The sequence below is a fragment of the Paucibacter sp. B2R-40 genome (assembly GCF_025717555.1).
In the GTDB taxonomy this organism is placed as follows: Bacteria; Pseudomonadota; Gammaproteobacteria; order Burkholderiales; family Burkholderiaceae_C; genus Paucibacter_A.
The window spans coordinates 128,049-140,264 of record NZ_JAJIRP010000006.1; the positions used below are offsets into that span (position 1 = coordinate 128,049).

13 protein-coding genes are annotated in these 12,216 nt (G+C 63.3%); 6 read left to right on the top strand and 7 right to left on the bottom strand.

All coding sequences use genetic code 11. The features are described 5' to 3' along the window. Window positions 1-107 precede the first annotated feature (107 nt). Genes LNV09_RS13750 through LNV09_RS13760 form a run of 3 tightly spaced genes read left to right on the top strand, consistent with a single transcriptional unit; the run spans window position 108 to window position 3,872 of the window. Entirely contained in the window at window positions 108-710 is a 603-nt protein-coding gene (locus tag LNV09_RS13750) for a PEP-CTERM sorting domain-containing protein (protein WP_263557640.1), read from the top strand. A 28-nt stretch (window positions 711-738) separates the two neighbouring features. Beyond that, window positions 739-2,673 carry a bifunctional metallophosphatase/5'-nucleotidase gene (locus LNV09_RS13755; RefSeq protein WP_263557641.1) on the top strand — a complete coding sequence of 645 codons (1,935 nt, stop codon included), beginning with the start codon at window positions 739-741 and terminating at the stop codon, window positions 2,671-2,673. After that, a complete protein-coding gene (locus LNV09_RS13760) occupies window positions 2,673-3,872 on the top strand; it encodes a S1 family serine peptidase (protein ID WP_263557642.1) in 1,200 nt (399 codons plus the stop codon). The genes LNV09_RS13755 and LNV09_RS13760 overlap by 1 nt, the downstream gene beginning before the upstream one ends. 7 nt (window positions 3,873-3,879) lie before the next feature. Here LNV09_RS13760 and yghU read toward each other — a convergent pair whose 3' ends face one another. From yghU to LNV09_RS13785, 5 genes are read right to left on the bottom strand one after another with little or no spacing between them, the layout of a single operon-like run. After that, complete coding sequence (gene yghU, locus LNV09_RS13765; RefSeq protein WP_263557643.1) at window positions 3,880-4,770, bottom strand: glutathione-dependent disulfide-bond oxidoreductase; 891 nt, start codon at window positions 4,768-4,770, stop codon at window positions 3,880-3,882. 30 nt (window positions 4,771-4,800) lie between these two features. Further along, window positions 4,801-5,715, bottom strand: coding sequence for a LysR family transcriptional regulator (locus LNV09_RS13770; RefSeq protein WP_263557644.1), 915 nt, complete (start codon window positions 5,713-5,715; stop codon window positions 4,801-4,803). A 28-nt stretch (window positions 5,716-5,743) separates the two neighbouring features. Then, complete coding sequence (locus LNV09_RS13775) at window positions 5,744-6,712, bottom strand: 2-hydroxyacid dehydrogenase (RefSeq protein WP_263557645.1); 969 nt, start codon at window positions 6,710-6,712, stop codon at window positions 5,744-5,746. Between the two features lie 3 nt (window positions 6,713-6,715). Further along, complete coding sequence (locus tag LNV09_RS13780) at window positions 6,716-7,423, bottom strand: nitroreductase (protein WP_263557834.1); 708 nt, start codon at window positions 7,421-7,423, stop codon at window positions 6,716-6,718. A 34-nt stretch (window positions 7,424-7,457) separates the two neighbouring features. Further along, window positions 7,458-8,414: a histone deacetylase family protein gene (locus LNV09_RS13785; RefSeq protein ID WP_263557835.1), complete on the bottom strand. Its 957-nt coding sequence runs from the start codon at window positions 8,412-8,414 to the stop codon at window positions 7,458-7,460. Window positions 8,415-8,662: 248 nt separating this feature from the next. Between LNV09_RS13785 and LNV09_RS13790 the strand changes: the two genes are divergently transcribed. Continuing rightward, window positions 8,663-9,226: a phasin family protein gene (locus LNV09_RS13790; RefSeq protein ID WP_263557646.1), complete on the top strand. Its 564-nt coding sequence runs from the start codon at window positions 8,663-8,665 to the stop codon at window positions 9,224-9,226. A 296-nt stretch (window positions 9,227-9,522) separates the two neighbouring features. Further along, window positions 9,523-10,077, top strand: a complete 555-nt coding sequence (locus tag LNV09_RS13795) for a phasin family protein (RefSeq protein ID WP_263557647.1) — start codon at window positions 9,523-9,525, stop codon at window positions 10,075-10,077. A 79-nt stretch (window positions 10,078-10,156) separates the two neighbouring features. On the opposite strand, the gene LNV09_RS13800 is transcribed toward LNV09_RS13795, so the two are convergent. Both LNV09_RS13800 and LNV09_RS13805 read right to left on the bottom strand, forming a co-directional pair. After that, the gene (locus tag LNV09_RS13800; protein ID WP_263557648.1) at window positions 10,157-10,795 is read right to left on the bottom strand and encodes an LON peptidase substrate-binding domain-containing protein; all 639 of its coding nucleotides are present in this window, start codon (window positions 10,793-10,795) and stop codon (window positions 10,157-10,159) included. 35 nt (window positions 10,796-10,830) lie between these two features. After that, entirely contained in the window at window positions 10,831-11,790 is a 960-nt protein-coding gene (locus tag LNV09_RS13805; RefSeq protein WP_263557649.1) for a patatin-like phospholipase family protein, read from the bottom strand. Window positions 11,791-11,857: 67 nt separating this feature from the next. On the opposite strand from LNV09_RS13805, the gene LNV09_RS13810 reads away from it, so the two are divergent. Further along, entirely contained in the window at window positions 11,858-12,187 is a 330-nt protein-coding gene (locus tag LNV09_RS13810) for a cupin domain-containing protein (RefSeq protein ID WP_263557650.1), read from the top strand. Window positions 12,188-12,216 lie beyond the last annotated feature (29 nt).

Sequence of the window (12,216 nt, forward strand, 5' to 3'; positions counted from 1 at the left end):
TGTCCTAGTTGGCGGGGTCCGAGGTCACGCCCCGGTCACTGCGCGCAGGCAGGATCGCGGCTTGTCGTTTTTTGACGGCGGCCCTCCCCTCCAACCAGGACTTGATCATGACAAGCAAATTCTTCATTCGTGCAGCTGCCGTCGGCGCATTGACATTGGCCAGCGCTTTGGGCGCGGCCCAGGCTGCCACTTTGGCCGCAAATGGCAGCTGGACCGAGTTCTTGGTCAATGTCGACCAGGCGCCGGCTTACAGCCTCGACTGGCTGGTGGGTTTTGATGATGCCTCCCCCGCGCACTTCAGCTTCACGATCGCCAACGGCTTTGTCGGCAGCCTGACCGTGCTGGACACCGGCATCTCCGGCGACCGCTTCATCGTCCAAAACAAGGGCGCGACCCTGGGCGAAACCAGCGTCGGCGTTGACGGCGACCCGATGTTGGAAGGCAGCTCGGTCACCGATTTCGATCTGGCCCTGGCCAAGCCCGCATTCAGCCGCGGCGTCTTCACGCTTGAAGCCGGCAGCTACGACATCAGCGGCTATTTGTCGCGCTCGGTCCTGCTGGACGGCAACCCGATGAACGTCACCACCGGCGGCATTGCGCTGACCGTTGCGGAAGTCTCCCCAGTGCCCGAGCCAGCGACGCTGCTGAGCCTGCTGGCCGGTCTGTCTTTGATCGCCATGCGCCGCCGCAACGCCGGCCAACAGCAATAACACGACCACCATCGAAAGAGCACCCATCATGTTGAACACACGCCCCCTGCTGCTGGCCCTGACGGCAGCTTTCGGCCTGACTATGGCCCAAGCTGCGCCCATCAGCGTCAAGATCATTGGTTTCAATGACTACCACGGCACGCTGGAAACGCCCGGCACCTTCGGCAAGAACACCACCGTCCCGACCAATCTGCGCCCTGCCGTCGGCGGCGCCGAGTACCTGGCCGCTTATGTGGCACAAATGAAGGCCAAGAACCCCAATACGGTGGTCGTCGGTGCGGGTGACTTCATCGGCGCTTCGCCGCTGATCTCGGCGCTGTTCTTTGACGAACCAGCGGTTGAAACACTGAACAAGATCGGCGTCGATTTCTCGTCGGTGGGCAACCATGAGTTCGACAAAGGAAAGGACGAGCTGCGCCGGCTGCAAAACGGCGGCTGCAAGTTGGGCGCTGGCGGCATCCCAGAGGCCAATAGCTGCAAGGGCTTCGGCTCCTCCGCAGCGGGCACTTTCGACGGCGCCAAGTTCAAATGGCTGTCGGCCAATGTGATCGAGACCGCCACCGGCCGCACCCTGCTGCCGGCCTATGGCATCAAGAGCTTTGGCGGCGTCAAGGTCGCCTTCATCGGCATGACGCTGATCGGCACACCGGGCATCGTCACCCCCACCGGCGTGGCCGGCTTGGAATTCAAGGACGAGGCCGACTCGGTCAACGCCTTGATCCCCAAGCTGCGCGCCCAGGGCATCGAGTCCGTCGTGGTGCTGATTCACCAAGGCGGCTTCCAGAACGCGCCGGCCGGCAGCGGCTTGACCAATGCCAGCGATATCAACGGCTGCTTGAATGACCTCAAGAACCCGGACGGCAGCGCCAGCGATATCGCCAAGGTCGTCGCACGCTTTGACAACGCGGTCGATCTGGTCATCAGCGGCCACACCCACGCCGCCTACAACTGCTCGAAGAACACCGTCGACGTGACCGGCAGCAGCGCCGCCAACGCGGTCATCACGCCGCGTCCTACCGGCCTGCCTAACAAGACCGGCCGACTGATCCCGGTCACCAGTTCCAGCGCCTTCGGCCGCGCCCTGACCGAAGTTGATTTGACGATTGACTCGGTGACGCGTGACGTCACGGCCGTCAGCGCCACCAACCGCTTGGTCGATCGCACTGACGCTGCCGTCAACACCGCCATTGCCAACAACCCCGAAGTCAAGAACGTGGTGCTGGCTTACAAGAGCGCGGTCTCGCCGATTGCCGGTCAAGTGGTGGGCACCATCACCACCGGTCTGAGCAATGCCGCCAACAGCGCCGGCGAAATGGAAGCCGGTGACTTGATCGCCGACGCCCAGTTGCAAGCGACACAGCCGGCCGCATTGGGCGGCGCCGTGATGGCCTTCATGAACGCCGGCGGCGTACGCAGCCCCGGCTTCGTCAAGCCCGCAGCAGCCAGCTATCCTTATGCGCTGACCTACGCCGACGCCTTCACCGTCCAGCCTTTCGGCAACAGCCTGGTGACGATGACGCTGACGGCTCAGCAGCTCAAAGATGTGCTTGAGCAGCAATTCGCCGGCTGCAAGGGCCAGACCGCCAACCGCGTGATGCAGTCCAGCAATGGCCTGAAGTACAGCTGGAGCGCCACAGCACCGGCTTGCGCCAAGATCCAGAACGTCACGCTGACACCGACCGATGTGACGGTCTACCCACCGGTTGTGACGGGTGCTGCTGACAACATCGTCATCAACGGCGTGGTGCAAAACCCGGCCAAGACCTACCGCGTGACGGTCAACAACTTCACCGCCACCGGCGGCGACGGCTTCACGGTCCTGCTGGGCGGCAGCAATGTCCAGGGCGGCGCACAAGACATCGATGCCTTGATCGCCTACCTGGCCGGCTACAAGAGTGCAGCAAACGCCTATAACCCCAGCAGCGCGGTGCTGAACAAGCCCCGCATCACACAGACGCCTTGATGAAAAAGAGCCGCCCACAGCTTGGAAGCAAGCGGGCGGTGTCGAGCTGGAACCCAAGCGTGGCCGGGCTATTTTTTAGCCTGGCCATCTTCGTTTCGGGCGGCACCCAAGCCCATGAACACAAGCATCAACCGGTGCAAGGCCAAGCCTTGCACACAAGCGAGCCCGAGCGTTTGGCGCTGCTGCAGGCCGCCCGCAGGGCGTTAGCCGCAGGCGACAGCGCGACGGCCATAGCCCGGCTTGACGCCGCTGCTGCGATCAGCCATTCCGCCGATACCGAGCTGCTGATGTTGCAGGCACAAATGCAGAGCGGCGACTACCGCGGCGCCTTGATGTTCGCCTCGCACACCGCCGGCGCGCATATCCATGATCCAGAGGCCTTGGCGCTGTATGCCTGGATGCTGGCTCTGGGCGAACAGCGGGTAGAGGCCAAGCGCATGTTGGACGTCGGCTTGCAGCGGCTGCCGGATGAGCCTACGTTGTCGGCCATGAGGCAGGCTTTGCCGGCAGCTGAACCGGGGGCCGAGGCCGAGTCCGACCCGCTGACCGCCCGCATTCGCCCGGGTCCGCTCGCCATTGGGGCGGACCTGCCCGCCCATGCGCAAGCCGTGGGCAGCGGGCTCTTGCTGGACGGCGGCCGCCTGGCCCTGGTACCGCTGGCACCCAGCCAAGCCGCGACGCAACTCTGGCTGCGCAATGGCTTGGGCCATACCAGCGCTGCACGCTTGGTGCAAACTTTTGACAACCTGGGCCTGGCCCTACTGAGCCTGGACAAACCATTGCCCACGGCGCAATCGACCCTGTCGCGCGCGCCCCGCGATGCCTTCGCCGGCAGCCCGGCCACCAGCTTTGCCTATCTGGCCACACCCTCGGCGCAGGCCGCCTGGCCGGCCATGCACCGGGGCTTTCTAGGCCGCATCAGCGCGGCCAACAATCAACAAGCCGTGGGTGTAGAACTCCCGATCGCCCCACGCGGCGGGCCAGTGTTCGACCAGGCGGGACGCTGGATCGGTCTGGTACTGCCAAACCAGGCCGGCGAACCCCAACTGCTGCCATTGAGCGTCTTGCAAGCCCAGCTGGGGACATCATTTACAGACGTCCCGGTGCTGCAGGCAGGTCGGCCCATTGCACTTGATCAGCAGTACGAGCAGGCGCTGCCTTTGACGCTGCAGCTGCTGGTAGAAAGCAAGCAGCCCTGAGCCAAAATCAGCTTGGCGCGCCTATTTTGTCTTGCGTCTGGGACTCGAAGTCACTCGCCTCATGGCGCTCCCATAGCTGGCCGGCCGGCTCGCCCCAGCTGCGATTGACCATGCGGCCGCGCTGCACCGCCGGGCGTGCGGCGATCTGCTTGGCCCAGCGCTGCACATGGACATAACTGTCTACCTGCAAGAACTCGGCTGCACCGTAGAGCTGACCCAGCACCAAGGCACCATACCAAGGCCAGACCGCAATATCGGCAATCGTGTAATCGCTGCCGGCCAGATAGGGGCTGTCGGCCAGGCGCCGGTCCAGCACGTCGAGTTGGCGCTTGGCCTCCATCGCGAAGCGGTCGATCGGGTATTCCATCTTGCTCGGCGCATAGGCATAGAAATGCCCAAAGCCGCCGCCAAGATAAGGCGCGCTGCCCATTTGCCAGAACAGCCAATTCAGGCATTCGGCGCGGCCGGCGGCGTCCGCAGGCAGGAAGGCGCCAAATTTTTCGGCCAGGTGCAGCAAGATAGAGCCCGACTCGAACACCCGGATAGGCGCAGCGCCGCTACGGTCCAGCAGCGCTGGGATCTTGGAGTTAGGGTTGACGGCAACAAAGCCGCTGCCGAACTGATCGCCGTCATTGATGCGGATCAGCCAGGCGTCGTACTCGGCGCCGCTATGCCCCAGCGCCAGCAACTCCTCCAGCAAGACCGTGACCTTGACGCCATTGGGCGTGGCCAGCGAATAGAGCTGCAGCGGGTGGCGGCCTACCGGCAGTTCTTTCTCATGCGTAGGGCCGGCGATGGGGCGGTTGATGCTGGCGAACTGGCCGCCATTTTCCTTGCTCCAGGTCCAGACCTTGGGCGGCGTGTAGGTCGAAGAATCGGGTTTGGCTGAATCGTTCATGCGATGAATTGGCTGCTTAGGGTTGGCGGATTACTGACTATCCCACAAGGGCTCGGGCGCGAACTGCTCGGCCAAAAAATCCAACATCACCCGTAGGGCCGCAGGCATATTCTTGCGCGAGGCGTAGACCGCATAAATGCTCAACTCGGTCGGCTTCAAATCGGGCAGCAGCGCGAGCAAGCGCCCCGCGCGCAGATGCTCGCCGGCCAGGTAGGTCGGCAGCAGGGCCACGCCCGCGCCGGCCAGAGCGGCCTGCATCAAAGCGCCGGCGTCATTGGCACTGACGTTGCCACTGACATTGACGCTGGTGGCGACCGAAGCGGGCGCGCCATCCTGCTCGAAGGTCCAGAGACTCTTGCCGTAGTAGAAATGGCTCAGGCAGTTGTGCTGGCTCAGCTCTTCCAAGCGTTTGGGCGTACCCCGCTGCTGCAAATAGGACGGCGCGGCGCATAGCACCGAGCGGCACACTGTCAAGCGCCGGGCGATCAAATGGGGGTCCAGCTCATTGCTGATGCGCACACCCAGATCGATACGTTCCTCGACCAGATTGACCGCTCGGTCCAGCAAGACCAGATCGACGGACACGGCCGGGTAAAGTGCGACGAACTCGGCCACCACACGCGCCAACTGGGCCTGCCCAAAGGAGCTGCTGGCCGTCAAGCGCAGCAGGCCTTGCGGCGCCTTGTCGGGCAAGGCCACGGCGGCCTGCATATCGGCGCTCAAGTCCAGTAACTGGCGGCAGCGCGGCAGCAGTTCATGGCCGGCCGCCGTCAGGCTGAGTTTGCGGGTGGTGCGGTGCATCAGGCGCGCACCGGCCCAGGCCTCCAGCTCGGCCAGGTAGCGCGACACGACCGGGCGCGACAGATCCAGCTGCTCGGCCGCGGCGGACTGGCTGCCACTGTCGACCACGGCCACAAAGACCTGCATCGCCGTCAACTTATCCATGCCGGATCTTCCGTGCTCAGGTTCGCGCTCAGTTCAAGCCGGTCAGGGGCTCGCCACCACCGAGCAAGGCGATCAAGTTGTCAACCGCCAGATTGCACATCGCGCGGCGCGTCGGCAGCGAAGCGCTGGCGATATGCGGCGTCAGCACCACATTGCTCAGCGCCAAAAGGGCCGGATTCAGCGCCGGCTCGCCCTCGAACACATCCAGGCCGGCAGCGGCCAGACGCCCGGCCGCCAAGGCCTCGGCCAGCGCCGCATCATCGACCACGCCGCCGCGCGCGATATTGGTCAGGGTGGCGGTCGGTTTCATCAACGCCAGTTCGCTCGCGCCAATCAAATGATGCGCCTGGGCTGAGTAGGGGACGACCAAGATCAGGTGATCGGCGCCCCGCAGCAACTCGTCCTTGCTCACCCATTGCGCACCCAGTGGCGTTTCTAACTCGGGGGCCAAGCGGCTGCGATTGTGATAAATCACCTGCATGCCGAAGCCCAAGGCGCCGCGCTTGGCAATCGCTTGGCCGATGCGGCCCATACCCAAAATACCCAGCGTGGCGCCATGCACGTCGGCGCCGGCCAAGAGGTCAATCGACCACTGACCCCAGCGACCGGCGCGCAGGTAATGCTCGGCCTCGGTGATGCGCCGCGCCGCCGCCAGCATCAAGCCAAAGCCGAAGTCGGCCGTGGTCTCGGTCAGCACCTCCGGCGCGTTGGTGACCCGCACGTCTCTGGCGCTACAAGCGGCCAGATCAACATTGTTATAGCCCACCGTCATCAGGCAGACGGCGCGCAGCTCCGGGCAGGCGGCCAGCAGCGTCGCGTCAATCAGCTCCGTCCCGGTCGCAAATAGACCAGCCTTGCCTTGCAGGCGACGGATCAACTCGGCCTGCGGCAAGGGCGTGTCATCGAGCGGCTCCTCGACGTCGAAATGTTCGGCCAAGCGCCCCACGATATCGGAAAAGATGCGCCGGGCCACCAGCACTTTTTTTCGCGCAGCCAAGCTTCAGTCCTCCAAGAAACGCGTGAACTCGGCCACCGCCGCGCGCTCGGTCTGCAGCGTGTTCTCGACCGCGTTCGGATCGGCATAGCCCAGCGCCATGCCGCACACCAGCATTTGCGTCGGCGGCAAGCTCAGTTCTTCGGCGATCAGACGGTGGAATTGGGTGAACGCGGCCTGCGGGCAGGTATGCAGGCCGTGGCCACGCGCCGCGATCATGATGTTTTGCAAGAACATGCCGTAGTCCAACCAACTGCCTTGCTGCATCACCCTGTCGATGGTGAACATCAGGCCGACCGGCGCATCGAAAAAGCGGTAGTTACGGCCATGTTGAGCGTGCATGCCGGCGCGGTCGGTCTTGGCCAGACCCAAGAGGCCGTACAGATCCCAGCCGACCTTGCGGCGGCGGTCGATATAGGGCGAGGCCCACTCGACCGGGTAGTAGGCATATTCCTCGCGATGCGTGCTCAGCTCGGCCGGATCGTTGTGAGCGGCCAGGATGCGCGCACTCAAGCGTTCCTTGGCCGCCCCCGTCAGCACATGCACCTGCCAGGGCTGGGTGTTGGTGCCGGACGGTGCGCGGGCGCCCACGCGCAGGATCTCTTCAATCAAACTGCGCGGCACCGGCGTGGGCAAAAAAGCGCGCATCGAGCGGCGGGTTTCAATCGCCTTGTCGACGGCGGCCTGATCTTGCGGGCTGGGGGTTTCAAACAAATTCACTGGTGCATTCCTTTGGAGGTGGCTGGGGCTATTCTTGCATTGAAGGCTGTGGCGGCATCCGCTGCCATTGCAGCCAGCTGTGTGCTGCGGTGTTCAAGGTATTGACCTGGCAGGCCAAGGTGCTCGTGATGTCACGGCCATAGCCGCCCGCCATGCTCAGCGCGACCGGGATGCGGCGGCTGCGCAAAGCATCCAGCACCAATTGGTCGCGTGCCAGCATGCCGGCGGTCGTCAGCTTGAGACGGCCGAGGCGGTCGCCCTCATGCGGGTCGGCACCGGCCAGATAGAAGGCCAAGCCGGGCGCCGCGCTCTGGTGGCGGTCCCAAACCCTTGTCAAAGCGGTATCAAGTGCGGCCAGGTAGTCGGCATCGCCGCAGCCATCAGGCAAATCCACATCCAGGTCACTCGCTTCCTTGCGGGCCGGGAAGTTCTTGGCCCCATGCATGGAGAAGGTGAACACGCTGGCATCGCCTTGAAAGATCGCGGCCGTGCCATTGCCTTGGTGCACATCGAGGTCAATCACCAGCACGCGCAACAATTGCCCGTGTTGCAGCTGCCATTCGACCTGCATCAGCCTGGCGGCCACCGCCACATCATTGAAGACGCAGTAGCCCGAGCCTCGATCGGCAAATGCATGATGGGTGCCGCCGGCCATATTCGCGGCCACGCCTTCTTGCAAGGCCGCGCGCGCCGCCGCGATGCTGGCACCGACCGAATGCCTCGAGCGTGCAGCCATTTGCGCCGACCAGGGGAATCCGATTTCGCGCTGCGCCGCCGCACTCAGTCGGCCCAGCAAGACCGCATCAAGATAGTCCGGCGTGTGCACCAGCGCCAACTCGGCCTCGCTGGCGGCCGGCGCGGCTTGCATACGCAACAGGCCCGGATTGGTTTCGAAATGCTCGCGCAGCAGCCGATACTTGGACTGCGGAAATGGGTGCGTTGGCGGCAGCGCCAAGCTATGGGCATCGGAATGAAAGGCCAACATGCCCACACCATAGCCGCTTTGGCGCGGCCCCGATGTCATGCCGGCGTCACGGGCCAAGCGCAAGCTCATGCGCAGGGCAGGCAGCGTCTCATTCGCCTACCCCCTAACTTGTTGCGGTGCAGCAAAAACCTCTTGCAAACTTATGGGTCGTCCATATACTTTGCATTGTTGCAGCGCAACAATCCCGCTGTCGAAGCAATTCAACAGACCCATATCTCGGGGGGTAGACCCCGATCAAGGAGTGCTACATGCTGAATACAGAACAAATCCTGGCCGCCCACAAAGCCAATATCGAAACGCTGTTTGGCCTGACCAGCAAAGCGTTCGAGGGCATCGAAAAGCTCGTCGAGCTGAATCTGCAAGTTGCAAAGACCGCCTTGGCCGAGTCGCTTGAGTCCACTCAAGCCGTGCTTTCGGTGAAGGACGCCCAAGAACTGCTGGCCCTGCAGTCGACGCTGTTGCAGCCAAGCGCCGAAAAGGCAGCCGCGTACAGCCGTCATTTGTACGACATCGCCAACAGCACCAATGCCGCCGTGAGCAAGGTTGCCGAAGCTCAAATTGCCGATGCGCAAGCCAAGTTCGCCGCCGTGATCGACAGCGCCGCCAAGAATGCACCGGCCGGCAGCGAAAACGCCGTAGCCCTGGTCAAAACCGCCGTGGCAGCCGCCAACAGTGCGTTTGAGTCTATCCAGCACGCGACCCGCCAAGCCAGTGAAGTGGCCGAGGCCAACTTCGAGGCCGCCGCTGACACCGCCGTCAAAGCATCGCAAACCGCCGCCCGCAGCAGCAACGGCAAGCGCGCGACGGCCTGAATACGGCGGCAGCCGCTCGGGCCCACGGCCTGAGTTTGCCTTGCCAAGCCCGGTTTTCGTAGCCGGGCTTTTTTTACGCCCGCTGCGCTCGCGCTCGCGCCCAATCTGGCCCAGCGGACGATGAGTTTTGAGGTTATTTGCTGCGCCGCAACAAATAATGCTTGCAAATCATTTTGAAGTCCCTACAATTCGTTTTGTTGCAGCGCAGCATTTAACTGTGCAGCAGCTTGCGAACATCCGCAAGACGAATTTCATTTGAAATCAACCGGGGGTCGCCCCCCACACAGGAGCACACCATGCTGACAGCTGAACAATTCTTCGCCGCCCACAAAGCCAATGTCGAAACCCTCTTCGGCCTGACCACCACCGCCTTCCAAGGTGTTGAGAAGTTGGTCGAGCTGAACATGCAAGTCGCCAAGACCGCCTTGGCCGAAGCCGTTGAGTCCACCCAAGGCCTGTTGTCGGTCAAGGACGCTCAAGAACTGCTGGCTTTGCAGTCGACACTGCTGCAGCCAAGCGCCGAGAAGGCTGCTTCGTACAGCCGCCACGTGCAAGAAATCACCAGCGGTACCAGCGCCGAAATCGCCAAGGTTGCTGAAGCTCAAGTCGCTGATGCCCAAGCCAAGTTCGCCGCACTGGTCGAAACCGCCGCCAAGAACGCACCGGCCGGTTCCGAGAACGTGGTTGCGCTGGTGAAGAACGCCATCACCACCGCCAACAACGCGCTGGAATCGGTGCAAAAGGCTGGCAAGCAAGCCGCTGACGTGGCTGCCGCCAACTTCCAAGCCGCCACCAACTCGGCCGTCAAGGCAACGCAAGCCGGCGCTCGCTCGTCCAAGCGTGCTGCCTAAGCAGTGAGTTGCGGGTCAGCCCCTCGGGCTGGCTTTGAAGTTTGAAAAGAGGCCTGCTGTACACAGCGGGCCTCTTGCGTTATTGCGGCGGGATTTGCAGGCGATCCAGTTGATCCGCCACCAACTCCAGCCGCAGCAAGGGGTTGTCCAACTGCATCAGGCGTTGGCGCTCGTCGGGCGGCAAGGGCAAAAGCTCGCACCAGCGATTGGCCAACCAGCCGCAGTCGGCCCAGCGGTAAGGCGGCTGCAAGGGCAGATCGAGCGCAGCCGCCCCCTGCTCCAGCTTGTGCAACAAGGTTTGCAAGAGTTCAGCCGCCGGCAAAAGATCGGTCGGCACCGCGACATCGGCATCTGCGGCCAGCAGCTCGGCCTGGCCCCACCACAGACCGTGCGGCGCCTGCTCGCTGCTCAGGAGCCTGAATCTCTGGCCACCTCGGCAACGCAGCCTGAACAAGCCGGCCTGTGGCTTTTCCAGCGCTTCAATATGCGCCAAGGTGCCGTGCAGATTGAAACGCTCGCGCACAAAGCTCGCTTGTCCGCTCAGGCGGCGGCGCACTTCACCGCCCTCCAGCAAGCTGACCACGCCAAAGGCTTGCCCTGATTGATGGCAGCGCTCCACCATGTCCAAGTAGCGCGGCTCGAACACCTGCAACTGCAAATAGCCACCCGGAAACAGCACCGATTGCAGCGGAAACAGCGGCAAAGAATTTGAGTTCATAAGGTGGGGCCGCAGCCAGGCAATCTCAGTAAGAGTCAATGCGTCTTGGCGGCGATTTTGGCCCGAATCTGCGGCAGCGCGACTAAAGCCGCTTCACGTCCCGCCTGCACCGAGCGTTTGCGCGCCGTGAAGTCGGCGCTACCAATGCCGTCGAGCTTGGGCCGCAGCACGATGTCGGCCTCGCGCAACTCATAGTTGTTGATGCTGCGCATCATGATGGAGACGGACTGGGCCGACATGCTGATGGCGTTGCCGCCGGGCTTCTCTTCGGGCGGCGATGTGATGTCCACCGCAATCACCACCTCGGCCCCCATCTTGCGGGCATAGCTCACCGGCACCGGCGCCACCAGACCGCCGTCAACATAGTCTCGCCCGCCAATCCTGACCGGCTGAAACACCGCCGGCACCGAGCTGGACGCACGCACCGCCGTGCCGGTGTCGCCGCGCCGAAACAAAATGCCCGAGCCGTCCGACGCGTCGGTGGCGACGATGCCCAGCGGCAGCTTCATTTGCTCGATCTGCTTGGCGCCTGTCTTCTCGCGCACAAAACGCGCCAAGGCCTCGCCACGGATCAGGCCACGGGTCGGGAAGGCCCAGTCGGTGATGACACCTTCATCCATGTTCTCGGCCAGCAGCGCCATCTCACGGCCACTGAGGCCGGACGCATAGAGAGCTGCAACCAAGCTGCCGGCCGAGGTGCCGGCGAGCAAATCAACCTTGATGCCCTGCTCTTCAAGCACCTGAATCACACCAATGTGCGCAAAGCCCCGCGCACCGCCGCCGCCCAGGGCCAAGCCAAGGCGGGGAGGCACCGGCGCCGGCAATGGCGCCGGCAAAGTGCTGCGGCCTGTTACTTCCGGGACGATCGTGACCGCCTTCTCCGGCGGGACCAAGGGCGCATGCGAACAAGCCGTGATCAGCAAACTCAGCGACAGGATCAACAACAAAGTGCCAGAGCGAGCCTGCCTGGAACTGCAAAAGAATGAAATGAGCATGGCCGATTCTAGAAGCCTGCAACACAATCAAGCGGCGAGCTTAGACTGCAAGCTCCTGGAGACCAGCATGGCAATCCAACACGCAAGCCTCGGACAATTGATAGACCTGAAGGCACTGACGGAGTTCAGCGCAGGAACCCCCAGCACCAGCTTGATCAAGGCCGAGCAGCTGCAACTGCTGCACCTGTTGTTGCCGGCCGGCCAGCGTTTGAGCGAGCACAAATTGGCCGGCGAGTTGTGCATCCAATGCCTGGCCGGACGCGTGCGCCTGGACATGCCGGGCACGCACTTGCCGCTCAGCGCGGGCCAGTTGACCGTGCTGCGCGCCAGCGAGGCGCACGCGGTGGTGGCCGAGTTGGACAGCAGCCTTTTGCTGACCCTGGTGCACACAATTTGATCTCCGCTTGGGGCAGGGAAACCCCAGGC